This is a genomic window from Massilia sp. IC2-477, assembly GCF_020707265.1.
GTDB lineage: Bacteria > Pseudomonadota > Gammaproteobacteria > Burkholderiales > Burkholderiaceae_D > Telluria.
The window spans coordinates 1-22553 of sequence record NZ_JAJFEQ010000011.1 but is presented as its reverse complement, the minus strand read 5'-3'; the positions used below and the strand labels follow the sequence as shown (position 1 = coordinate 22553).

General features: G+C 64.7%; 18 protein-coding genes and 2 rRNA genes. 8 read left to right on the top strand and 12 right to left on the bottom strand.

Annotated elements, in window-relative coordinates; genetic code table 11:
* The first annotated feature begins 211 nt into the window (after positions 1-211).
* From LK542_RS20055 to LK542_RS20045, 3 genes are all read left to right on the top strand, one after another.
* Positions 212-1474, top strand: coding sequence for a dicarboxylate/amino acid:cation symporter (locus tag LK542_RS20055; protein ID WP_227813321.1), 1263 nt, complete (start codon positions 212-214; stop codon positions 1472-1474).
* Positions 1475-1554: 80 nt separating this feature from the next.
* The gene (locus LK542_RS20050; RefSeq protein ID WP_227813319.1) at positions 1555-2841 is read left to right on the top strand and encodes an amidohydrolase family protein; all 1287 of its coding nucleotides are present in this window, start codon (positions 1555-1557) and stop codon (positions 2839-2841) included.
* Positions 2842-2901: 60 nt separating this feature from the next.
* Complete coding sequence (locus LK542_RS20045; RefSeq protein WP_227813318.1) at positions 2902-3981, top strand: type II asparaginase; 1080 nt, start codon at positions 2902-2904, stop codon at positions 3979-3981.
* A 111-nt stretch (positions 3982-4092) separates the two neighbouring features.
* Here the strand turns inward: LK542_RS20045 and LK542_RS20040 are convergent, their stop codons facing one another.
* Positions 4093-5940, bottom strand: coding sequence for an ABC transporter ATP-binding protein/permease (locus LK542_RS20040; protein WP_227813317.1), 1848 nt, complete (start codon positions 5938-5940; stop codon positions 4093-4095).
* A 62-nt stretch (positions 5941-6002) separates the two neighbouring features.
* Between LK542_RS20040 and LK542_RS20035 the strand changes: the two genes are divergently transcribed.
* Both LK542_RS20035 and LK542_RS20030 read left to right on the top strand, forming a co-directional pair.
* Positions 6003-6452, top strand: a complete 450-nt coding sequence (locus LK542_RS20035) for an acyl-CoA thioesterase (protein WP_227803497.1) — start codon at positions 6003-6005, stop codon at positions 6450-6452.
* 2 nt (positions 6453-6454) lie between these two features.
* The gene (locus tag LK542_RS20030; protein WP_227813316.1) at positions 6455-8032 is read left to right on the top strand and encodes an alkaline phosphatase; all 1578 of its coding nucleotides are present in this window, start codon (positions 6455-6457) and stop codon (positions 8030-8032) included.
* Between the two features lie 4 nt (positions 8033-8036).
* Here the strand turns inward: LK542_RS20030 and LK542_RS20025 are convergent, their stop codons facing one another.
* The 4 genes from LK542_RS20025 to LK542_RS20010 all read right to left on the bottom strand — a co-directional run bounded on the left by LK542_RS20025 (position 8037) and on the right by LK542_RS20010 (position 14876).
* Complete coding sequence (locus LK542_RS20025) at positions 8037-9719, bottom strand: long-chain-fatty-acid--CoA ligase (protein WP_227813315.1); 1683 nt, start codon at positions 9717-9719, stop codon at positions 8037-8039.
* Between the two features lie 108 nt (positions 9720-9827).
* Positions 9828-11516 carry a long-chain-fatty-acid--CoA ligase gene (locus LK542_RS20020; RefSeq protein ID WP_227813313.1) on the bottom strand — a complete coding sequence of 563 codons (1689 nt, stop codon included), beginning with the start codon at positions 11514-11516 and terminating at the stop codon, positions 9828-9830.
* Positions 11517-11659: 143 nt separating this feature from the next.
* On the bottom strand, positions 11660-12748 hold the full coding sequence (locus tag LK542_RS20015; protein ID WP_227813421.1) for an aminopeptidase: 1089 nt from the start codon (positions 12746-12748) through the stop codon (positions 11660-11662).
* A 25-nt stretch (positions 12749-12773) separates the two neighbouring features.
* On the bottom strand, positions 12774-14876 hold the full coding sequence (locus LK542_RS20010; RefSeq protein WP_227813312.1) for a molybdopterin-dependent oxidoreductase: 2103 nt from the start codon (positions 14874-14876) through the stop codon (positions 12774-12776).
* Positions 14877-15025: 149 nt separating this feature from the next.
* Between LK542_RS20010 and LK542_RS20005 the strand changes: the two genes are divergently transcribed.
* Entirely contained in the window at positions 15026-16219 is a 1194-nt protein-coding gene (locus LK542_RS20005) for a M20 aminoacylase family protein (protein WP_227813310.1), read from the top strand.
* A 106-nt stretch (positions 16220-16325) separates the two neighbouring features.
* Here the strand turns inward: LK542_RS20005 and LK542_RS20000 are convergent, their stop codons facing one another.
* Together LK542_RS20000 and LK542_RS19995 are read right to left on the bottom strand one after the other, a co-directional pair.
* The gene (locus LK542_RS20000; RefSeq protein WP_227813309.1) at positions 16326-17219 is read right to left on the bottom strand and encodes an NAD(P)-dependent oxidoreductase; all 894 of its coding nucleotides are present in this window, start codon (positions 17217-17219) and stop codon (positions 16326-16328) included.
* A complete protein-coding gene (locus LK542_RS19995) occupies positions 17219-17917 on the bottom strand; it encodes a suppressor of fused domain protein (RefSeq protein WP_227813308.1) in 699 nt (232 codons plus the stop codon). Before LK542_RS19995 ends, LK542_RS20000 begins: the two co-directional genes overlap by 1 nt.
* 142 nt (positions 17918-18059) lie before the next feature.
* Here LK542_RS19995 and LK542_RS19990 point away from each other — a divergent pair, with 142 nt between their 5' ends.
* Together LK542_RS19990 and LK542_RS19985 are read left to right on the top strand one after the other, a co-directional pair.
* Positions 18060-18611, top strand: coding sequence for an acyloxyacyl hydrolase (locus tag LK542_RS19990; protein WP_227803505.1), 552 nt, complete (start codon positions 18060-18062; stop codon positions 18609-18611).
* 98 nt (positions 18612-18709) lie between these two features.
* A complete protein-coding gene (locus LK542_RS19985; protein WP_227803506.1) occupies positions 18710-20158 on the top strand; it encodes a DHA2 family efflux MFS transporter permease subunit in 1449 nt (482 codons plus the stop codon).
* Positions 20159-20164: 6 nt separating this feature from the next.
* Here LK542_RS19985 and LK542_RS19980 read toward each other — a convergent pair whose 3' ends face one another.
* The 5 genes from LK542_RS19980 to LK542_RS19960 all read right to left on the bottom strand — a co-directional run.
* Entirely contained in the window at positions 20165-21169 is a 1005-nt protein-coding gene (locus LK542_RS19980; RefSeq protein ID WP_227813307.1) for a retropepsin-like aspartic protease, read from the bottom strand.
* A gap of 71 nt (positions 21170-21240) precedes the next feature.
* The gene (locus LK542_RS19975) at positions 21241-21750 is read right to left on the bottom strand and encodes a hypothetical protein (protein WP_227813306.1); all 510 of its coding nucleotides are present in this window, start codon (positions 21748-21750) and stop codon (positions 21241-21243) included.
* Between the two features lie 48 nt (positions 21751-21798).
* On the bottom strand, positions 21799-22086 hold the full coding sequence (locus LK542_RS19970) for a hypothetical protein (protein ID WP_227813304.1): 288 nt from the start codon (positions 22084-22086) through the stop codon (positions 21799-21801).
* 117 nt (positions 22087-22203) lie between these two features.
* Positions 22204-22316 (bottom strand): 5S ribosomal RNA (rrf, locus tag LK542_RS19965).
* Positions 22317-22448: 132 nt separating this feature from the next.
* Positions 22449-22553, bottom strand: a 23S ribosomal RNA gene (locus LK542_RS19960); the annotation flags it as partial.

Here is a 22553-nt window from a genome sequence, read left to right as displayed (position 1 = left end):
TATGTGCGCCGCCCGCGACGGCGATTGTCCGCGCTGTTGCGCACGGTGTAAGCATGCTTGACAGCATTTCTAGCGACAAGGATACTTCGGAACTTGCCTTACCTACCAGAACGGCTCACCGTTCTCCCAACTCACTACCCAATAATTCGCCTTGCGACAGTGCAATCCCCTGCCGCGGGTTTATGCACAGGTCCACAAGACAGGAAGCATTATGGATAAAAAGAACCGCCTGACAACCTACATCCTGGTCGGCCTCGTGCTCGGGATCGTCGTCGGCTACGTGGCCAACACCAGCTTCGCCGACCCGGCAGGCTTCGCGGACACGATGGCACTGATCACGACCATGTTCCTCCGCCTGATCAAGATGATCATCGCGCCGCTGGTGTTCTCGACCCTGGTGGTCGGCATCGCCAAGATGGGCGACGCCAAGGAAGTGGGCCGCATCGGCGTCAAGGCGCTGGGCTGGTTCATCATCGCCTCGGTGATTTCGCTGTCGCTGGGCCTGGTCCTGGTCAACCTGTTCCGTCCGGGCGACGCGATGGCCCTGTCGGGCGCCGTGCCGCCGGTGGGCGCCTCCTCGGGCATCACCACTTCCAGCCTGACCCTGAAGGATTTCATCACCCACCTGATTCCGGTCTCGATCTTCGACGGCATGGCCAAGAACGAGATCCTGCAGATCGTCGTGTTCTCGATCTTCTTCGGCACCGCGGCGGCAGCCGTCGGCGCGCGCGCCACCCCGCTGATCGACGCGGTGGACGGTATCGCCCACATCATGCTGAAGGTCACCGGCTATGTCATGAACTTCGCGCCGGTCGCGGTGTTCGCGGCGGTGGCGGGCGTGATCGCCAAGAGCGGCCTGGGCGTGCTCTCGACCTACGGCATCTTCATGGCCGAGTTCTACCTCGGCATCATCCTGCTGTGGGTGGTGCTGATCCTGATCGGCGGCATCTTCCTCGGCCGCCGCGTGCTGCGCCTGATCTCCGAACTGAAGGAACCGACCATCCTGGCCTACACCTGCGCCTCGTCGGAAGCGGCCTTCCCGAAGACCCTGGAAGGCCTGGAGCGCTTCGGCGTCAAGAACCGCCTGGCCGCCTTCGTGCTGCCGATCGGCTATTCGTTCAACCTGGACGGCTCGATGATGTACTGCACCTTCGCGGCCGTCTTCATCGCCCAGGCCTACGGCATCGAGCTGGACCTGGCGACCCAGATGACCATGATGCTGGTGTTGATGCTGACCTCGAAGGGCATGGCCGGCGTGCCGCGCGCCTCGCTGGTCGTCATCGCCGCCACCCTGGCCCAGTTCAACATCCCGGAAGCCGGTCTCCTACTCCTGCTGGGCATCGACCACTTCCTGGACATGGCCCGTTCGGCCACCAACGTGATCGGCAACGGCATTGCCACCGCGGTGGTCGCCAAGTGGGAAGGCGACCTCGCCGACCCGAACAAGGACCCCGCAGTCGCACCGCTGCGTTGAACGTGCATCGATAGTGTCAGTACCGAAGGCCTTCCAGCAATGGAGGGCCTTTTTCATATAACCATAATGAGGAGCGAGACATGAAACAGCTGTATGCAGCAGCAAGCCTGCTATTGGTTGCTACCGGCGCCGGCGCCGCCACCCAGACCGTCGACTGCGGCCGCCTGCTGGACGTCAAGAGCGGCACCTGGCGCGAGCGCGTCAGCATCGTGGTGGAAAACGGCGTGATCAAGTCGGTCGGCCCGATGACGCAGGCGGCAGGGAACGTCGACCTGTCGCGCCACGCCTGCCTGCCCGGCCTGATCGACATGCACGTGCACCTGACCAGCGAAACCGCGCCGGTGGTCGACGCCTACCGCGACCGCCTCACTGCCGATCCGCAGGACATGGCCTTCCGCTCGGTCAAGTATGCCCAGCGCACCCTGATGGCGGGCTTTACCACGGTGCGCGACCTGGGCGCGGCCGATGGCCTGAACGTCTCGCTCAAGCGCGCCATCAATAGCGGCGAGATCCCGGGTCCGCGCATGTTCACCGCGGGTAAGTCGATCGCCACCACCGGCGGCCATGCCGACCCGACCAACAACCTGTCGCACTTCCTGAGCGAGAAAGTGGGACACCCCGGTCCGGAACAGGGCGTCATCGACAGCCCGGAAGAAGGCCGCCAGGCCGTGCGCCAGCGCTACAAGGAAGGCGCCGACCTGATCAAGATCACCGCCACCGGCGGCGTGCTGAGCCAGGCCGCCAACGGCCAGAACTCGCAATACACCGAGGACGAGCTGAAGGCCATCGTCAGCACCGCCAAGGACTACGGCTTCCGCGTCGCGGCCCACGCCCACGGCGCCGAAGGCATGAAGCGCGCCCTGCGCGCCGGCGTCGACTCGATCGAGCACGGCACCCTGATGGACGACGAAACCGTCGCCCTGTTCAAGAAGACCGGCCACTGGTACGTGCCCACCATCTCGGCCGGCCGCTACGTGGCCGACAAGGCCAAGATCGACGGCTACTATTCGGCCTTGGTGCGGCCGAAAGCCGCCGCCATCGGTCCGCAGCTGCAGGCCACCTTCGGCCGCGCCCACAAGGCCGGCGTGAAGATCGCCTTCGGCACCGACGCCGGCGTGTTCCCGCACGGCGAGAACGCCAAGGAGTTCGGCTACATGGTGGAAGCGGGCATGTCGCCGCTGGAGGCGATCCGCGCCGCCACCCTGCATGCCGCCACCCTGCTCGACCAGGCCCAGCGCCTCGGTTCGGTGGAGCCGGGCTTCGCCGCCGACATCGTCGCGGTCGAAGGCGATCCGCTGCGCGACGTGAAGCTGCTCGAGCAGGTCAAGTTTGTCATGAAGGACGGCGTCGTCTACAAGAAGCCGTAATTCATCTGTTACGGGCGGCCGCGCACTGCGGCCGCCTTTTTGTTTTTTGAAGGAGAAGTAATGCTGTTCCACCGTTCCAAGCGCGCCTTCGCGGCGCTGTTCGCCCTGCTGTTCCTGCTCGCCTCGGCGGCGCAGGCGCAAGGGACAAAGCTGCCCAACGTGACCATCCTCGCCACCGGCGGCACCATCGCCGGTACCGGCGCCACCAGCACCACCACGGTCGGCTACACCGCCGCCACCGTGGGGGTGCAGGCGCTGATCCAGGCGGTCCCGGAAATCACGAAGGTCGCCAAGGTCAGCGGCGAGCAGGTGTTCCAGATCGCCAGCGAAAACATGGGCAACGAGCACTGGCTGATCCTGGCCAAGCGCGTCAATGCCCTGCTGGCGCAGCCGGACGTGGACGGCATCGTCATCACCCACGGCACCGACACGCTGGAAGAAACGGCCTACTTCCTGAACCTGGTCGTCAAGAGCAAGAAGCCGGTGGTGGTGGTCGGCTCGATGCGCCCGTCCACCGCGCTGTCGGCCGACGGTCCGATCAACCTGTACAACGCGGTCAACCTGGCCGGCTCGCCATCCGCGGTCGGCAAGGGCGTGCTGGTGGCGATGAACGACCAGATCCACGCGGCGCGCGACGTCACCAAGTCGAACACCACCACCACCGACACCTTCCGCAGCTCGGAACTGGGCATGATCGGCTACATCCAGGGCGGCAAACCCTTCTTCTACCGTGAAGTCACGCGCAAGCACACGGTGGACACCGAGTTCGATGTGTCGAAACTGGACGCGCTGCCGCAGGTGGATGTGGCCTATGCGTATGCGAACGTGGGTGACGTGGCGGTCAAGGCGCTGGTGGCAAGCGGGGCCAAGGGCCTGGTGCACGCGGGCGTGGGCAATGGCAGCCTGCCGGCCAAGACCAAGCCGGCCTTGATCGCTGCGCGCGAACAGGGCATGGTCATCGTGCGCTCGGCGCGCGTGGGCCAGGGCATCGTGGCGCGCAACGGCGAGGCGAACGACGACCAGCTGGACTTCGTGGTGTCGGATACGCTCAGCCCGCAGAAGGCACGCATTCTGCTGATGCTGGCGCTGACCAAGACGAACAGCACGAAGGAGATCCAGCGGATGTTCTATACCTACTGATCTGCTGTTGGCTGACCGCGTGGGCAGGAAACCTGCCCACCCTACGGCAAACCGCTTTTTGTAGGGTGGGCGGCTCCGCCGCCCACGCGGTCAAGCGGCACAGGCAGTCTCCTACTTCGCAATCTCCAGCGGCGGCGACGCCAGCTCCTCATCCGGCCGCGCCAGCTGCCGTTCCCACATCTGCTGATACAGCCCCCGCGCCGCCAACAGGGACTGGTGCGTGCCGCGTTCCACGATGCGCCCGTGGTCCAGCACGATGATCTGCTGCGCGTCCGCGATGGTCGACAGGCGGTGCGCGATCACCAGGGTGGTGCGGTCCTTCGCGATTTCCTTCAGTTGCGCCTGGATCGCCTGCTCCGACTTCGAATCCAGCGCCGACGTCGCCTCGTCAAAGATCAGGATCGCCGGATTCTTCAGCAGCGTGCGCGCGATCGCCACGCGCTGCTTCTCGCCACCCGACAGCTTCAAACCGCGCTCGCCCACCATGGTCTGGTAGCCATCCGGCAGGCTCTCGATGAAGTCGTGGATCGAGGCCGCCCGCGCCGCCGCCACGATATCTTCATGCGAAGCGCCGGGACGTCCATACGCGATGTTGTACTCGATGGTGTCATTGAACAGCACCGTATCCTGTGGCACGATGCCGATTGCTGCGCGCAATGAGGCCTGGGTGATGTCGCGCAGGTCCTGGCCGTCGATGCGGATCGCGCCCCCATTCACGTCATAGAAGCGGAACAGCAGGCGCGACAGGGTCGACTTGCCCGAACCGCTGTGCCCCACCACCGCGGTCGTGGTGCCGGCCGGGATGGCAAAGTCGACATCGAACAGGATCTGGCGCTTGGCTTCGTAGCTGAATCCCACGTGCGAGAACTCGACCTGCGCGCCGCGCGTGACCAGAGGCTGGGCGCCCTTGGAATCGGCCACTTCGCGGTTCTGGTCGAGCAGCGAGAACAGGCGCTCCATGTCGGCCAGGCTCTGCTTGATCTCGCGGTAGATCACGCCCAGGAAGTTGAGCGGGATGTACAGCTGGATCATGAAGGAGTTCACCAGCACCAGGTCGCCCAGGGTCATGGTCCCGGCGATCACGCCTTCGGTGGCGCGCCACAGGATGAGCGTGACGGCGGTGGCGATGATCAGGGACTGGCCGGTGTTCAGGAACGACAGCGAGGTCTGCGAACGCACCGCCGCGTTCTCATAGCTCTGCAGGCCCTGGTCGTAGCGCTTCGCTTCGTACTCTTCGTTGCCGAAGTATTTCACCGTTTCGTAGTTGAGCAGCGAATCGATGGCCTTGGTATTGGCCTTCGAGTCCAGCTCGTTCATGGTGCGCCGGAAGTGGGTGCGCCATTCGGTCACGATCACGGTGAAAGCGATGTAGCTGGCCAGCGCCACGCCTGTGATGATGGTGAACCAGATGTCGTAGTTGAGCACCAGGTAGCCGAGCACCAGCGTGATCTCGACCAGGGTTGGCAGCACGTTGAAGAGCGAATATGAGATCAGCGAATTCACGCCGCGCGTGCCACGCTCGATGTCGCGCGTCATGCCGCCTGTTTGCCGGTTCAGGTGGAAGCGCAGAGACAGCGCGTGCAGGTGACGGAAGACTTTCAGCGCGATGGTCCGCACCGCGCGCTGGGTCACGCGTGCGAACAGGAATTCGCGCAGCTCGGTAAACACGGTGGTGGACAGGCGCAGCAGGCCGTAGGCGACGAGCGCGCCCAGCGGCAGCACCAGCAGCGCGTGCGGGTCTTTCGGGTCGATGGCGAGCTGGTCGATCAGCCGCTTGAGCACCAGCGGCACGCCGACGTTGGCCATCTTGGCGCCAATCAGTGCGCCAAGCGCGGCCAGCACGCGCCACTTGTAGACCCACAGGTAAGGGAACAGGGTACGCAGGGTGGCCCAGTCGTTGCGCGGCACGCCTTTCGCATCGGGAGGCAGGGGAACACTTGAAGCGGGAGTACGTCGCATGGCAGGGCTGGGGGATTTATGGTTCAATTCGGGACGATTGTAGCTTTTACCGAGAAAACAAGATGACCACGCCACAAAACGCCCCCGCCACCCCTAACACCACGTCGACCCGCCTGCCCCAGGGCAAGATGCCGGAACTGCGCGTGATGCCCGCGCCGTCCGATGCCAACGTGTACGGCGACGTGTTCGGCGGCTGGATCATGGCACAGGTCGACGTCGCCGGCTCGCTGCCGGCCACCCGCCGCGCCAACGGCCGCGTGGCGACCATCGCCGTGAATTCCTTCCTGTTCAAGCAGCCGGTGTTCGTGGGCGACCTGCTGTCCTTTTATGCCGACATTGTCCGTGTCGGCAATACCTCGATCACCGTGTGCGTCGAAGTCTATGCCGAACGCAACCGCCTGCAGGCCGACGTCGTGAAGGTGACCGAGGCGACCCTGACCTATGTCGCCACGGGTCCGGACCGCAAGCCGCGCCAGCTGCCGCCGCTCGACTCGCTGATCTCGCACCAGTAAGGATGAGCTCGCGCCGGCTGTTCCTGCTCGATGCGGCGCGGCTGTCTGCCGCGCTCGCGAGCAGCAGCCTGAGCGCCTGCGCCGCATCCGCTAAGGGTCCCTACCCGTTCAGCCTCGGCGTCGCGTCGGGTTCTCCCCTGCCCGATTCGGTCATCCTGTGGACGCGCATCCTGAGCGATCCGCTGAAAGAGCAGAGCACACCGCCGGTCGCCATGACAGTGCGCTGGGAAGTCGCGGGGGACGAGGCCTTTCGCAGTATCGCGGCGAAAGGCACGGCGGTGGCCGCGCCGGAACTCGCCCACAGCGTCCACGTGGACGTGAAGGGTCTCGTACCCGGCCGCTGGTACTGGTACCGCTTCATGCTGGGCGACGCCGTCAGCCCGGTCGGCCGCACCCGTACCGCGCCCGCGCGCGAGGACATGCCGGGCCGCCTGAAGGTGGCGGTGGCCTCGTGCCAGCACTGGGAATTCGGCAGCTACGCCGCGCACCGCCACATCGCAGCGAGCAGCCCCGACCTGGTCGCTTTCCTGGGCGACTACATCTACGAATGGGGTCCCTACCAGCTGCGCCATCCGTCGCGCGCGGTGCGCACCGACGAATCCTTCACGCTGGCGGAGTACCGCCGGCGCTACGCGCAATACAAGAGCGACCCGGACCTGCAGGCGGCGCATCATGCCGCGCCCTGGATCGTGACCTGGGACGACCACGAGGTGGCCAACGACTACGGCGGCCTGCGCGACGAACGCCTGGCCCAGGATTTCGCTGCGCGCCGCGCCGCCGCCTACCAGGCCTTCTACGAGCACATGCCGCTGCGCCTGCCGAAAGTGGCGCGCGACGGCTTCACTTCTGTCGAAATGTTCCAGCGCTACGACTGGGGGCGCCTCGCGCGCTTCCACGTGCTGGACGATCGCCAGTACCGCTCGCCCCAGGCCTGCCCCAAATCGGGCACCCGCGGCGGCTCGAACGCCGTGTTTGCGCGCGCCTGCGAAGCGCTGCGCGACCCGCGCCGCAGCATGCTGGGAACGGAACAAGAAGCCTGGCTGGAATCCGGGCTCGCGACTTCGCGGGCAAAGTGGAACATCCTGGCGCAGCAGACCCTGATGGCGCAGTCGAGCAGCGTCCCCATCGTCAAACCCGATGACGGACGCTTCTGGACCGATGGCTGGGACGGCTATCCGGCGGCGCGCCGGCGCCTGCTCGATACGCTCGTCAAGCACGGCGCCCACAACCCGCTGGTGCTGGGCGGCGACGTGCACACCTTCTACGCGACGTCGCTGTTGCCGGATTTTTCAAAGCCGGTGTCGAAGCAGAACCCGGTGGTGGCAACGGAATTCGTGGGCACCTCGGTGACCTCGAGCTCGCGCCCGCAGGCCCGCACCGAGGAACACGTGGCCAAGAATTCGCACATGCTGTACGGGCGCAGCGACCGGCGCGGCTATATGCTGCTGGACGTGACGCCGAAGGAGACCGTGACGCACTTCCTGGGCCTGGATGACGTGCAGAATGCAAAATCGGCCATCGCGGAACTGGCTGCGTTCCGCGTGGCCGATGGGGTGGCAGGCGCCGAGCGCCTGGCCTGAGGCCTCAGGCCGACTGTTTTTCGTCGCGCAGCTCGCGGCGCAGGATCTTGCCCACATTCGTCTTCGGCAGCGTCTCGCGGAATTCCACGAACTTCGGCCGCTTGTAGCCAGTCAGCTGCTCCTTGCAGAAGGCCATCACCTGCTCGCTGGTGAGCGCCGGATCCTTCCTGACGATGTAGAGCTTGACCGCTTCGCCCGAGTGCTGGTCCGGCACGCCGACGCAGGCCACTTCCAGCACGCCCGGCAGAGCCGCGACCACGCCTTCGATCTCGTTCGGATACACGTTGAAGCCCGAGACCAGGATCATGTCCTTCTTGCGGTCGACGATGCGGGTATAGCCCTCTTCGTTCATGATGCCGACGTCGCCGGTCTTGAAGAAGCCGTCCGGCGTCATGACCTTGGCGGTTTCGTCGTCACGCTGCCAGTAGCCGGCCATCACCTGCGGGCCGCGCACGGCGATCTCGCCGGCGGTGCCGAACGGGACCGCGTTGCCCGCTTCGTCCAGGATGCGGATCTCGGTCGAGGGCAGCGGCAGGCCGATGGTGCCGGTGAAGTCGGTAATGTCGCAGCGGTTGGCGGTGACCACCGGCGAGGTCTCGGACAGGCCGTAGCCTTCCACGATCGGGGTGCCGGTAATTTGCAGCCACTTGTCGGCCACCGCCTTCTGCACCGCCATGCCGCCGCCCGGGCACACCAGCAGGCCCGAGAAATCGAGCTTGGCGAAGTCGGGGTTGTTCACCAGGCCGTTGTACAGGGTGTTCACGGCCGGGAAGATGTTGATGCGGTAGTCGCCCAGCTCCTTGATGAAGCCGGCGATGTCGCGCGGGTTCGGGATCAGGAGGTTCATGCCGCCCACGCGCAGGCCGAGCAGCGCGCACACGGTCAGCGCATAGATGTGGTACAGCGGCAGCGCGCACACGAACTGCGGCTGCTCGCCTGCCTTGATCTTGCTGAGGGTCGGCGCGAACCAGGCTTCGTTCTGCAGCACGTTGGCGATCACGTGCTTGTGCAGCAGCACCGCGCCTTTCGACACGCCCGTGGTGCCGCCGGTGTACTGCAGGAAGGCGATGTCGTCGTGGCCGATGGCGACGGGACGCAGGGTAGCGCCCGAGGCGTCCGCCAGCATGCGCTTGAAGCCGATCGATCCCGGTAGGGAGAAGGCCGGCACCATCTTCTTGACCTTGCGTACCACCAGGTTGACCAGCATGCCCTTGACGCCGCCCAGCAGGTCGCCCATGGTGGCCACCACCACGTGCTTGACCTGGGTCTTGTCGATCACCTGTTCCAGCGTGTGCGCGAAGTTCTCCAGCACCACGATGGCTTCCGCGCCCGAATCGGTCAGCTGGTGCTGCAGCTCGCGCGGGGTGTAGAGCGGGTTGACGTTGACGATCACGTAGCCGGCGCGCAGCACGGCGGCCATCGCCACCGGGTACTGCAGCACGTTCGGCAGCATGATGGCGACGCGTGCGCCCGGTTGCAGGCCCTTGGCCTGGAGCCAGGCCGCCATGCGGCCGGACAGGCGCTCCAGCTCGGCGAAAGTCAGGGTCTTGCCCATGCACGCGTAGGCCTTGCGGTCGGCGTACTTGCGGAACGCCTCCTCCAGCAGATGCGTCAGGGAGCGGTACTGCGTCGGGTCGATCTCCGCAGGTACGCCTTCCTCATACGACTTGAGCCAAAACTTGTCCATCCGTGCCTCACCTTCCGTGTTCTTGCTGTGTCCATAAAAAACGCGAAGCCGCCCGGGACAGGGCGGCTTTTCGCGGGCCGGCATACGGCGCCGGCCGTCATGCTGTGGTCAGGCGGTGGTTTTTTCCGCCTGCTTCTCGTCCCGCAATGCGCGGCGCAGGATCTTGCCGACGTTGGTCTTCGGCAGCTCGTCGCGGAACTCGATGTACTTCGGTTTCTTGTAGCCGGTGAACTGCTGCTTGCAGTAGTCCATCAGCTGCTCGGCGGAGAGGTTCGGGTCCTTGCGCACCACGAACACCTTCACCGCTTCGCCGGAATGCTCGTCCGGCACCCCGATCACGGCGCATTCCAGCACGCCCGGGTGGCCGGCGATCACGCCTTCCAGTTCGTTCGGGTAGACGTTGAAGCCCGAGACCAGGATCATGTCCTTCTTGCGGTCGACGATCTTCACGTAGCCGTCCGCGTCCATGACGCCGACGTCGCCCGACTTGAAGAAGCCGTCCGGGGTCATGACCTTGGCGGTTTCTTCCGGGCGGTTCCAGTAGCCGGCCATCACCTGCGGGCCGCGGATCGCGATCTCGCCGATCTGGCCGATGCCCATCGGCTTGCCTTCGTCGTCCAGGATCGCGATGTCGGTGGACGGGATCGGCAGGCCGATGGTGCCGGTGAATTCCTTCACGTCGGCGCGGTTGCAGGTGGCGACCGGCGCGGTCTCCGACAGGCCGTAGCCTTCGATGATCGCGGTGCCGGTGATCTGCTTCCACTTGTCGTTGACGGCCTTCTGCACCGCCATGCCGCCGCCGTTCGAGACCTTCAGGCCCGAGAAGTCCACGGTGCCGATGTCCGGGTGGTTGACCAGCGCGTTGTACAGCGTGTTCACCGCCGGCAGCATGTTGATCTTGTACTTGCCCAGCTCCTTGATGAAGCCCGGGATGTCGCGCGGGTTCACGATCAGGATGTTCAGGGCGCCGGTGCGCATGCCCCACATCGCGCAGGCCGTCAGCGCGAAGATGTGGTACAGCGGCAGCGCGCACACGATCACGGTCTGCTCGTTCGACTGCCCCATCGCCGGCGCCGACCAGGCTTCGGTCTGCAGCACGTTGGCGATCACGTTGCGGTGCGTGAGGGTGGCGCCTTTCGACACGCCGGTGGTGCCGCCGGTGTACTGCAGGAAGGCGACGTCAAGGGACTTCAGCTCGACCTTGGAGAACGGCATCTTCGCGCCCTGCGACAGGGCTTCCTTGAAGCGCACCATGTTCGGCAGCGAGAACTCCGGCACCATCTTCTTGACACTGCGGACCACGAAGTTGACCAGCATGCCCTTGGCGCCGCCCAGCATCTCGCCCATGCTCGCCACCACCACGTGCTTGAGCGGGGTCTTGCCCATCACCTGCTGCACGGTGTGCGCGAAGTTCTCGAGCACGATGATCGCTTCGCTGCCCGAGTCCTTGATCTGGTGCTCGAGCTCGCGCGGTGTGTACAGCGGGTTGACGTTGACCACGGTGTAGCCGGCGCGCAGCACGGCCGCGATCGCGATCGGGTACTGCAGCACGTTCGGCATCATGATGGCCACGCGCGCGCCACGCTCCATGCCGCGGCTTTGCAGCCAGGCCGCCAGCTTCTTCGAGTAGGCATTCAGTTCGCCGTAGGTCAGGAACTTGTCCATACAAACGTACGCATTGCGGTCGGCGTACTTGCTGAACGATTCTTCCAGCATGTGCACGAGCGACCCGTACTGATCGGGATTGATCTCGCTTGGAACGTTCGGGGGGTACGACTTCAGCCAGAGTTTGTCCATCGGATGCCCTTTTTGTCTCGAATTTATCGTTGTGGGGGCGCGCGAAGCTTGCGCCTTTGCTATCGCCTGATGGTGATGCTATCGGGCAGCGGCAATGCGCGCAAGTTCTTTTAAGTCGATTGGAACGTGTCCTCTACCCAAGCCTATTTACTCAATCCCGCCACCTCGCCCATGGTGCGCTGCACCACCAGCGGCGCGGTCGGGGCTGGCGCCGCGAGCTTCTTCAGCACCCGGTGCCGGTCCGCCTTGTCGAGCTTGGCGATCCGGTTGACCGACTTGTAGAACGCAGGCCAGGTGCGCTCCTTGTTCAGCAGGGCGCGGAAGGCCGGAACGAAGTCGTTGTAGGTGGCGATCGAGGCCAGGTGGGCGTTCGAGAGCGGCTCGGCGAAGAAGCGGTCGTAGCCCGCATAACCGCCCCAGTTCGCCTTCAGCACCTGGTAGTCGTCCTTCAGCGCCATGAACAGCCGCGTCTTGGTAGCGCGCTTCTCTTCACGGCTGGCGGCGCTCGCGTAGAGCTTCTCCAGCTCGCCGCGGTAGCGCACCAGTAGCGCCATGAAGTCCTTCTTACGCGCGCTGTAGCGATCGAAGGCTTCGCGCATCGCCGGGTTGCCGAAACGCTCCAGCCAGCCTTCGACGCCGGCCTGCTCGACCGCGCTGGCGAAGGATTCGTTGAACTTGGAGTCGCCCGGCACGTACACCACCTGGTGCGCCAGTTCGTGGAAGATCAGGCGCGCCAGCTCCGCATCCGGATAGTTGATGAAGGTCGAGATCAGGGGATCGCTGAACCAGCCCAGGGTCGAGTAGGCGCTGACGCCGCCCACTTCGACATCATGGCCCTCGGCACGCAACTGCTTGGCATAGGCCTGGGCCTCGTCCTTGCTGTAGTAGCCGCGGTAGTTCACGCAGCCGGCTACCGGGAAGCACCACTGCATGGGTTTCAGCGACAGCTCGGGCGTGGCGACCACGTTCCACAGCACATAGGGACGCTTGATGTTGGTGAAATTGGTGTAGCTGCCGTTGTCGGGCAGTTTCAGTTCCTGGATCGCGTAGCGGCGGATCTGGCGCGCCGCCTCCAGGCGGTGGCGCAGGGTCGGTTTCGTCGCGGGATCGGCCAGCCAGTCATCGATCGGACGGGAATCCGTCAGCAGTTCGAGCTGGCCTTGGGCGGCCTGGGAGTAGTAGGAAAGGGATGAGCAGCTTGACAACATCAGGGCCGCGGCTGCTGCGGCCATCAGGGGCCGGAAGGCCGTGGAAAATCTAGAGGGTTTCATCTCGCGTTGCGGGGGCAAGTTTTTCAACCTGCACCAGGGTGTCGTAGAAAGTAGGCGCCCTGCCCATGTCGGTCAATCGCTGGCTGGTCACTTCGTTGGCGTTCTTGCCATCGGTGGAGAGTTTTTTCCACCAGATCGACAAGCCCACCACCAGCCCTTCGCGCGCCTTGTCGGTAACGCGTGCACGGGCAACGAATGAGCCGCGGTCGTTATAAATGCGTGCCATGTCACCGTGCGCAATGCCGCGGCGGGCGGCATCGTTCGGGTGGATGTCGAGGTGCGGCTCGCCCTCGGTTGCACGCAAGCTCTGTACATTGACAAAGGTTGAGTTGAGGAAGTTCCTTGCCGGAGGCGAGATCATCGCCAGCGGGTACTTCCGCGCCAGCTCCGGGTTGGAAGCGGGCGATTCATACGGCGGGATATAGGCCGGGACGGGATCGAGCCCGTCGGCCGCCATGCTGCTCGAATAAAATTCGCACTTGCCCGACGGGGTCGGGAAGCCGCCTTCGGCAAAGGGCGCGTCCGGCATGTTCAGTTTCTGCCAGCCCTTCTTCTTCAGGGTGTCCCAGTCGAAGTGCACCGCGCGCTCGTGGCGTTTATCGAAGGCCTGGGCCGCCAGTTCGTCGTCGGTCTCGCGGAAGCACGGGTCGTCGAAGCCCATGCGCGCGGCCAGCAGGCGGAAGAACTCGGTGTTCGGCCTGGCTTCGCCGATCGCTTCGATCGCGGCGTTGTTGGCCATCATGTACAGGTGACCGTAGGCCAGGTGCGCATCGACGTGTTCGAGCTGGGTGGTGGCCGGCAGCAGGATGTCGGCATAGTCGGCACTGTCGGTCTGGAAGTGTTCCAGCACCACGGTGAACAGGTCTTCGCGTTCGAAGCCCTTCTGCACCTTCGCTGAATCAGGGGCGATCGCCAGCGGGTTGGCGTTGTAGACGATGACGGCTTCGATCTTCGGGCCGAATTCGGGCGAAGCGTCCTTCAGCAGGTCGTCGCCGATGGTGGTCATGTTGATGGTGCGGGGCATGCGGCCGTTCAGCAGGTCCGGGCGCTGCAGGACCGGGCGGTTGGCCGGGAAGGAACCGGAGGTCGACAGCTGCACGCCGCCGGCGGCGTGGCGCCAGGCGCCGACGAGCGCCGGCAGGCAGGCGATATTGCGCACCGCCATGCCGCCGCCGCGCACGCGCTGCAGGCCGTAGTTCATGCGGATCGCGGCGCCTTCGCCGCTCCTTGCGGTCTGGCCGTAGATGCGTGCCAGTTCGATGACTTCCTCGGCCGTGATCCCGCAGGTTGCGGCGGTGCGTTCCGGTGTCCACTCCAGCGCGCGCTGTTTCAGTTCTGCGTAGCCGAGGGTGTACTTTTCCACGTAGTCGTGGTCGATCAGGTCTTCCTTGATCAGCACGTGCATCATGCCCAGCGCCAGCGCGGCGTCCGTACCGGGCAGCAAGGCAATGTGCTGGTGGCACTTCTCGGCCGTCAGCGAGCGATACGGGTCGATCGCGATCAGCTTCGCGCCGCGGCGCTTGGCTTCCTGGACCCGCATCCACAGGTGCAGGTTGGAGGCGATTGGATTGCCGCCCCAGATCAGGATCACTTTCGCGTTCTGGAACTGTTCGATGTCGGTGCCGATCGAGCCGCCGATGGTGTACTTGTAGCCGGTCGCGCCGGCCGTGGCGCAGATGGTACGGTCGAGCAGCGAGGCGCCGAGCTTGTTGAAGAAGCGCAAAGACATCGAGTCGCCCTGCACCAGTCCCATCGTGCCGGCATAGCTGTACGGGAGAATGGCTTGCGGGTCGCGCGCGGCGATCTCACCCAGGCGCCCTGCAATCTCGTCGATTGCCTCGTCCCAGGTAATGCGTTCGAACTTGCCCTCGCCCTTGCGGCCCACGCGGCGCATCGGGTACAGCACGCGGTCCGGGTGGTAGGTGCGTTCCACGTAGCGCGACACCTTGGTGCACAGCACACCGGCCGTCGTCGGATGCTCCGGATCGCCCTTTACTTCCGTGGCCACGCCATTGTCGACGGTGACGAGGATGGCGCAGGTATCGGGGCAATCGTGGGGGCAGGCGGCGCGGACTTGTGTGACTGTCATGAGTGCTGGAGTCGAGAGAAATACTTCGTGAAACCAATACTTTATACGATCTTGACGCAGTCCGTCCCCTCCTCTTTTACTGCCTGTTTGAGGCAGGCTACAATGGTTCTAAACGTGCAATGCAAGCATGACAAAAAAGGGAGAGAGCGATGAAACTCGTGGAACCAATCCTGGCGCAGCAATCGCAATTACAGGAGATCCGGCGCGACCTGCATGCGCATCCGGAACTGTGCTACGAAGAGCAACGCACCGCCGACGTGGTGGCGGCAAAGCTGACAGAATGGGGCATCCCGATCGTGCGCGGTCTGGGCGTGACCGGCGTGGTCGGCATTGTCAAGAATGGCTCTTCGCCCCGTGCGATCGGCCTGCGCGCCGACATGGATGCGCTGCCCATGCAAGAGATCAATGGCTTCGCACACGCGTCGCGCCATCCGGGCAAGATGCACGCCTGCGGCCATGACGGCCATACCGCGATGCTGCTCGGCGCCGCGCATCACCTGTCGCAGCACCGCAACTTCGACGGCACCGTGTACCTGATCTTCCAGCCGGCCGAGGAAGGCGGCGGCGGCGCGCGCCGCATGATGGACGATGGCCTGTTCGAGCAGTTCCCGATGGAAGCCGTGTACGGCATGCACAACTGGCCCGGCATCCCGGAAGGGCACTTCGGGGTCGTGCCGGGGCCGATGATGGCTTCCAGTAACGAGTTCCGCGTCGTCGTGCGCGGCAAGGGCGCCCACGCTGCGCAGCCGCATCGCGGCATCGATCCGGTGATGGTGGCGGTACAGATCGCGCAAGCCTGGCAGACCATCGTCTCGCGCGAAAAGAATCCGCTGGAGTCGGCGGTGCTGTCGATCACCCAGATCCACGCCGGCAGCGCTACCAACGTCATCCCCGACGAAGCGGAACTGGTGGGTACCGTGCGCACCTTCTCCACGGCCGTGCTGGACCTGATCCAGCGCCGCATGGAAGAGATCGCCACTGGCGTGGCGGCGGCCTTCAATGCCTCGGTCGACTTCAAATTCAAGCGCAATTACCCGCCGCTCATCAACCATCCGGAGCAGACGGCGTTTGCGATCGAGGCGATGCGCGCGGTGGTGGGGGCGGAATGCGTGGACACGCAGGTCGAGCCGACCATGGGCGCGGAGGATTTCGCCTTCATGCTGCAGGAAAAGCCGGGGTGCTATGTGTTCATCGGCAACGGCGAAGGCGCGCACCGGGCCGGCGGACATGGGCTGGGGCCGTGCCAGCTGCATAACACGAGTTATGACTTCAATGACAATCTATTGCCGATTGGGGCGAGTTATTGGGTGCGGCTTGTAGAGATGAGCTTACCGGCGGCGTGATTTCGTAGGGTGGGCGGGTCTTCCGCCCACGCGGTCAACGTTCCCCGGCACGGCCGCGATATATCCAGTTGAGGCGATCGCCGCGTGGGCGGGAAACCCGCCCACCCTACGGAAGCTGGTCCGCCGCCTTCCCTAGCCGGATCCCCGGATTCATCTGCTCGAGCGCCAGCAAAGCCGCCGAGTGATCCGCTGTCGGCAATACCCCTTCGATCGCCTCATACTGCCGCGTCACCAGCGTCGTCACCGGCAGCGTCAATCCCGCGCCCTGCGCCGCCGCCAGCACATTGCGCAAATCCTTCAGCTGGCTCTTCACCTGCCCGCCCGGCACGAAATTGCGCTCCAGCATGCGCTGCCCGTGCACCTCGAGAATCCGGCTGCCCGCAAAGCCGCCGCGGATGGCTTCGCGCACCGCGCTCGGGTCGGCCCCGGCCGCCTGCGCCAGCAGCAGCGCTTCGGCCACCACGTTCAGCGTGGCGCCGACGATCAGCTGGTTGCACAGCTTGGCCACTTGCCCGCTGCCCACCGGACCGACGAGTTGCGGGCGGCCCATCACTTCCAGAATTTTTACCACCTGGTCAAAATCCGCCGCTGCGCCGCCAGCCATGATCGCCAGCTGCCCGGCCTCGGCGCCGCCGACGCCGCCCGACACCGGCGCGTCCATGAAGCGGCAGCCGCCGGCGACAAGGCGCGCGTGGAAGGCCAGCGCTTCGTCCTGCCGCGTCGAGCTCATGTCGATCCACAGCGTGCCCGCATCGAGCGCGGGCAGCGCGGCATCGATGAGTTCGCCCACCACCGGCCCCGCCTCGAGCATGGAAATCACGAGCTGCGCTCCCTGCACCGCCTGCGCCAGGTCCGCCACCGGCTCGGCGCCGGTCCCGCGCAAGGCGTCGGCCTTGGCAAACGTGCGGTTCCAGGCGCGCACCCTAAAGCCGGCCTGCGCCAGGCGCGTGGCCATCGGCCTTCCCATCAGGCCGATGCCGAGGAAGGCGATGGTCGTCATCAGAACAGTCCGAGGAACTTCTTGACCGTGTTCTTGCGGCCCGGGACCACGAGGTCGGTCACGCCCTTGTCGTTGAAGCCGTCGAGCAGGGCCGGGAAGCCCTTGCGCTTGACCAGGTTCAGCTCGGCTTCGTAGAGCGGCACCACGCAGTGGAAATAGATGTCCTTGCCGTCACGCTCGAGCGAAGCGAACGCATCCGGTGCGGAAGCCGGCGGCAGCAGGATGGCGCCGGTGAACTCCACGCCTTTGGCGTAGGGCTTGGCCGGGCTGCCGTTCGGCACCGTGTGGCCCAGGCCCAGCCAGGTGGCGTGCTGGTGCGGGTAGTGCGCCAGGTGGCGCAGCAGGGCCACCGGCCAGTACCAGCGCTCGTCCTGCACCGATTGCTCGTCGAGCTTCCAGTCCGTCGGCAATGCCATCATCAGTTCGGCAAACGGTGGCGCGCCTTCCGGCACGGTCATCGGGTGGCTGCTCATGCCCGAGGTCACCAGGCGCAGGAAGGGATAGCGCTCGTTGGCCGGCACCACGTGGATATCGACCTGCACCGGATCGGCGATGGTGTCGTGGAAGACGGTGTCGATCCGCCCCAGGTGTGCGGCGATGTGCTCGGCCACAGGGTCGTGCGGCAGGACGGTGGGCGCTACCTGCTGCTGGGTCGGCGCGGCAAGCGGATACAGGGGAGTGCTGGTCGGTTCGGTCATGCGGATCGAGAGATAAGTGATGCGTTCTGCGGGGCGTCTATGATACCTGCGCGGCAGCGCAAGGTGGCGGGCAGCGCCGAATTGTTCACGCTAGTACAATAGCGCACTGCACAATATTTCTGTCTTGCTAAGAAAGAAAATCATGTCCAACCTGAACAAACTTGCCGCCGCCCTCGTCGCCGCCTTCTGCGCCCAGGCCGCTCATGCCCAAGCCCTCGGCGGCTGGGCCGACTCGGCCTCGATCGAATTCGGCACCAACCCCGAGCAGCGCATGGTGCGCCTGGCTGTCCAGAACGACTGGGACCAGCGCTGGTTCGCGCGCAGTGGCTACCACCTGTCGGGCTATTGGGAAACCAACGTCGCCCTGTGGCGCCTGAGCGCCTACCAGAACGTCCCGGGCCGCAAGAAGAACATCGCCGTGGTCGGCTTCACCCCGGTGTTCCGCTACCAGAGCGACAGCAAGCTCGGCCTGTACGGCGAGATCGGCGTCGGCGTCAACCTGTTCTCCAAGCTGTACAAGAACGAAGACAAGGAACTGTCGACCGCCTTCCAGTTCGGCGACCACATCGGCGTCGGCTACACCACCGCCAAGTGGGACTACAGCCTGAAGTTCCAGCACTACTCGAACGCCAGCATCAAGAGCCCGAACGCGGGCGCCAACTGGATCGTCGCCAAGGCGGCCTACCGCTTCTAAGAGGCTTTCCTCAGCGCAGCAGGGCGAGCCCCTGCTGCGATCCATGTCAAAATCGGGCCGAGGCGGGCCACCCGGCCTGCCAGTAACACGAGGCCCGATTGACTGACCCCAGCACCATCAAGCGCTACCTGCCGTGGCTTGTCGCGACTGCCCTGTTCATGGAGCAGCTCGACGCCACCATCGTCAATACCGCCATTCCGAGCATCGCGGCCAGCCTGCAGGTGACGCCGCTGAGCCTGAAATCGGTGGTCACCAGCTACATCCTCGGCCTGGCCGTCGGCATCCCGCTCAGCGGCTGGATGGCGGACCGCTTCGGCACCCGGCGCGTCTTCTTCATCGCCATCTCGGTGTTCACCATCGCCTCGGTCCTGTGCGGCCTGTCCATCAACGCCCACATGATGACGGCGGCGCGCCTGCTGCAGGGCCTGGGCGGGGCCATGATGATGCCGGTCGGGCGCCTGGCCATCGTGCGCACCTTCCCCAAGAACGAGCTGCTGGGCGCGATGAACTTCGTGATCATTCCCGCCCTTATCGGGCCGCTGCTGGGGCCGACGGTGGGCGGGCTGATCGTGCACTGGACCTCGTGGCGCGTGATCTTCTTTGTCAACGTCCCGGTCGGCCTCGCAGCGCTCTACCTAGTGTGGAAGCACATGCCCGACTACCATGGCGCAGAGAAGCGCCCGCTCGACGTCGTCGGCCTGATCCTGTTCAGCAGCGGCACTGCGATCCTGTCCTGGGTGCTGGAAGTGTTCGGCGAGCACAGCCTCGACTACCTCACGGCCGGCCTGCTGCTGGCGCTGTCCGTCGCCCTGCTGGGCGGCTATGCCTGGCACGCGCTGCGCATCAAGCATCCACTGCTGCGGCTGACCCTGTTCAAGGTGCGCACCTTCCGCATTTCGGTGGCCGGCGGTTTCCTCACGCGCCTGGGCGTGGGCGGCCTGCCCTTCCTGCTGCCGCTGCTGTACCAGCTGGGGCTGGGGCTGCCGGCCTGGCAGTCGGGCCTCTTGATGATGCCGTCGGCGCTGGCCGCGATGGGCATGAAGATGTTCGCGCCGCGGCTGCTGGCGCGCTTCGGCTACCGCAACATCCTGACCGCCAATACCGTGTGCATCGGCCTGACCATCGCACTGTTCACCCTGGTGGGTCCGGGCACACCCTTCTACCTCATCGTTGCGATCAGCCTGGCGCAGGGCTTCTTCAATTCGCTGCAGTTCTCGAGCATGAACACCCTGGCGTATGCCGACATCGAACCGCAGGATTCGAGCATGGCCAGTACCATGTCGAGTTCGTTCCAGCAGCTGTCGATGAGCTTCGGCCTGGCGGCAGGCTCGATCGTGACGGCCTGGTTCCTCGGCCCCGTGGCCCAGGACAACCGGGAGGCTGTGTCGCAGGCCCTGCACCACGGCTTCGCGACGCTGGCCGCGATGACGCTGCTGTCCTCGGTGGTGTTCTGGCGCCTGCGCCGCAACGACGGCGACAGCATCAGCCGCGGCCAGGAAAAGGTGAAGGAAACGGCGCCCGTCGAACAGCAGATGAGCGGCAGCTGATGTGCTTCAGTCCAGGGGCTGCGGAATCACGTCTACTTTGCCGCGTTTCATCACCCGCGGCGCGGTGATCGGCGAGAAGTAGATCTTCTGCTGGCTCATCGCGATATAGACGCGGTGGCGGTGCAGGAAGTCGGCGCCGAGCACCAGGAGCTCGCCCGATTGCGGCAAGTCCATCAGGCGCAGGTCGAAGTCCTTCACCTCCAGGCTGCCGATGAACAGCTGCGGCACGGGCACTTTCCATACGGGTTTGTCCGCCTTGTCCCCGGGCAGTGGGTCTTCACGCACGGCTCCGGGGGACTCGGGGCTCAAGCCCAGCCGCGCCCCGGCCGCCCTGGGCAGGTAGGACTGCGGAGTGGAGGTGGACAGCAGGGCCGTAACGCGCTGACCGCCGATGTGCAGGTTGAACACCACCCGCGCATCGCGCTTCCAGGGGTCGCCCATGCTCATCACCGCGACCGCCTGCGGATCCCAGTAGGCCAGGTGATCGCGGAAGCACCCGTCCGGCTGGAACAGCTTGAGGTAGCCGGCATCGAGAGCCACTTCCAGGTCCTGCTTCAGCAGGGTAGCGGCGCCGATCCGCACGCCGTAGGTATCGTCCAGGAAGTCTTCGACGAAGAACTCGCCGTTCTTGCCCTTTGTCAGACCGAAGGAGAAATCCCTGATCGGGGCAATCATGATGTCACGCACGATATCGACGCCCGTATCGTTGCGCGCGTCGGCGGCAAAGAGCTTGCTCGTCGTGGTGCGCACGGGGATACCGAGCCGGTCCAGCACTTTTTTGTTGAACACGATCGATTCCGCGGAACCGGTGCTCAGCATCACAGGCACGCTGGCGCCGCCGATCGATGCCTGCGAAACAGGGCGCAGGTCGTCGGTAAAGCTCAGCGCAATGGTGGCCTGCTCCCCCATCCGGCAGCCGGCCGACGGCGATTGCGCGAAAGCAGCCTGCGACAGGACGAGGCCGACGCAGACGGTGTACCTGATCAGGGAGGTCGGCACGGAAGCTGTCATTGCAAGGTCTGGTAGTGGGTGTGCTGGCAGTATAAGTACACCCTTGCCGGTGTCGCCGGCGATATTAAAAATTACCCTTTCGCCATAAGACAAGCACCGCTCCGGGCGCCCTCGAGTGGAATCGGGCTTCCCGGCTTTTCAACGTGATAGTAGAGCGAGACGATCTTCCAGCCGTCCTCTTCGAGGTAGAGCTGGATGCTGTTGACGCCCGTGTAGTCGGCCTTCGCTGCCTTGGGATCGCGGCGAGTTTCGACGACGCTGTAGACGGTCGCGAAGCGGTCGTATTCCTTCACCTCGCGCCGCACTTCACACTCGTAGAAGCCATGCGGCCGCGGCTCGCGCTGTGAAGCGATGAAGTCCGACGCCTTCATGGCATGAAAGACCGGCTTGCCCTCGTGATAGATGCCGCCCACGACCATGGCGTCCTTGCGGAACAGCTGTTGCAGGCGCTCGACGTCGGCCGCGGCGCCGGGGGCGTGGCTGGACGCCTGCCACAGCTCGGCCACGGCGCCGGCGGGCGTCGTGGCTGCGGTGGCGATCAGCGGAGAGCAGACCAGGATGAGGGAAAGCAGGCGGCGCATGTGGAATCTCCGGGATGGGATCCCGGCAGTATAGCCGCCTCGGCAAGCCTAGTGCCGGCCTCTCCTTCCATGGTGGGACCATCCATGATGGCCGCGATGATGCGACCATTCGTGATGCCGGCCGTGGTGATGGCGCGGCCGGTCATAGAAACTGAAGCCGAAATCCAGCGTGACGGGAGGCCCGACGTAGGTCGGGTAGCCATAGGCGGGATAGCCATACGCCGGGTAGCCGGCGTCGTAGGCATATGGCGGTGCATATACGCACCCGCCCAGCCCGAAGGTCAGCAGTAATGCAGCGATAAAGCGTCGCAGCAGGCTTGTGTGTCGGATGTCCATGTGCGCTCCCCCAAGAAAGAAAGCAGCTCATTCAGTGTAGTCCGGCTCACAGCATTTGCAATCCACAAAGCAAAAAGCCCGCTCAGGCTTAACTGAGCGGGCTTTGCTGTATAACTAGCCTGACGATAACCTACTTTCACACTGGTTGCAGCACTATCATCGGCGCAAAGTCGTTTCACGGTCCTGTTCGGGATGGGAAGGGGTGGGACCGACTTGCTATGGTCATCAGGCTTTGACTTGTCTGAGCAGCCTTTCGGCTAACTCACAATCCGGGAAGAAGTATCGTTCTTTTTGTTCTTGGGGTAGCAGTATCAACAAACTGCAGCTGTATTCTTGACTCGTCTATAGCCTACCAAGGTTATAGGGACAAGCCGTACGGGCAATTAGTACTGGTTAGCTTAATGCATTACTGCACTTCCACACCCAGCCTATCAACGTCCTGGTCTCGAACGACCCTTCAAGGAGCT

Bases quoted from the DNA above. Each gene is read 5' to 3' on its own strand.
- LK542_RS20045 (WP_227813318.1), top strand. From the start codon at position 2,902: ATGCTGTTCCACCGTTCCAAGCGCGCCTTCGCGGCGCTGTTCGCCCTG.
- LK542_RS20055 (WP_227813321.1), top strand. From the start codon at position 212: ATGGATAAAAAGAACCGCCTGACAACCTACATCCTGGTCGGCCTCGTG.
- LK542_RS20010 (WP_227813312.1), bottom strand. From the start codon at position 14,876: ATGACAGTCACACAAGTCCGCGCCGCCTGCCCCCACGATTGCCCCGAT.
- LK542_RS20000 (WP_227813309.1), bottom strand. From the start codon at position 17,219: ATGACGACCATCGCCTTCCTCGGCATCGGCCTGATGGGAAGGCCGATG.
- LK542_RS20015 (WP_227813421.1), bottom strand. From the start codon at position 12,748: ATGGCCGCAGCAGCCGCGGCCCTGATGTTGTCAAGCTGCTCATCCCTT.
- LK542_RS20025 (WP_227813315.1), bottom strand. From the start codon at position 9,719: ATGGACAAGTTTTGGCTCAAGTCGTATGAGGAAGGCGTACCTGCGGAG.
- LK542_RS20035 (WP_227803497.1), top strand. From the start codon at position 6,003: ATGACCACGCCACAAAACGCCCCCGCCACCCCTAACACCACGTCGACC.
- LK542_RS20030 (WP_227813316.1), top strand. From the start codon at position 6,455: ATGAGCTCGCGCCGGCTGTTCCTGCTCGATGCGGCGCGGCTGTCTGCC.
- LK542_RS20005 (WP_227813310.1), top strand. From the start codon at position 15,026: ATGAAACTCGTGGAACCAATCCTGGCGCAGCAATCGCAATTACAGGAG.
- LK542_RS20020 (WP_227813313.1), bottom strand. From the start codon at position 11,516: ATGGACAAACTCTGGCTGAAGTCGTACCCCCCGAACGTTCCAAGCGAG.
- LK542_RS19990 (WP_227803505.1), top strand. From the start codon at position 18,060: ATGTCCAACCTGAACAAACTTGCCGCCGCCCTCGTCGCCGCCTTCTGC.
- LK542_RS19970 (WP_227813304.1), bottom strand. From the start codon at position 22,086: ATGGACATCCGACACACAAGCCTGCTGCGACGCTTTATCGCTGCATTA.
- LK542_RS19995 (WP_227813308.1), bottom strand. From the start codon at position 17,917: ATGACCGAACCGACCAGCACTCCCCTGTATCCGCTTGCCGCGCCGACC.
- LK542_RS20040 (WP_227813317.1), bottom strand. From the start codon at position 5,940: ATGCGACGTACTCCCGCTTCAAGTGTTCCCCTGCCTCCCGATGCGAAA.
- LK542_RS19980 (WP_227813307.1), bottom strand. From the start codon at position 21,169: ATGACAGCTTCCGTGCCGACCTCCCTGATCAGGTACACCGTCTGCGTC.
- LK542_RS20050 (WP_227813319.1), top strand. From the start codon at position 1,555: ATGAAACAGCTGTATGCAGCAGCAAGCCTGCTATTGGTTGCTACCGGC.
- LK542_RS19975 (WP_227813306.1), bottom strand. From the start codon at position 21,750: ATGCGCCGCCTGCTTTCCCTCATCCTGGTCTGCTCTCCGCTGATCGCC.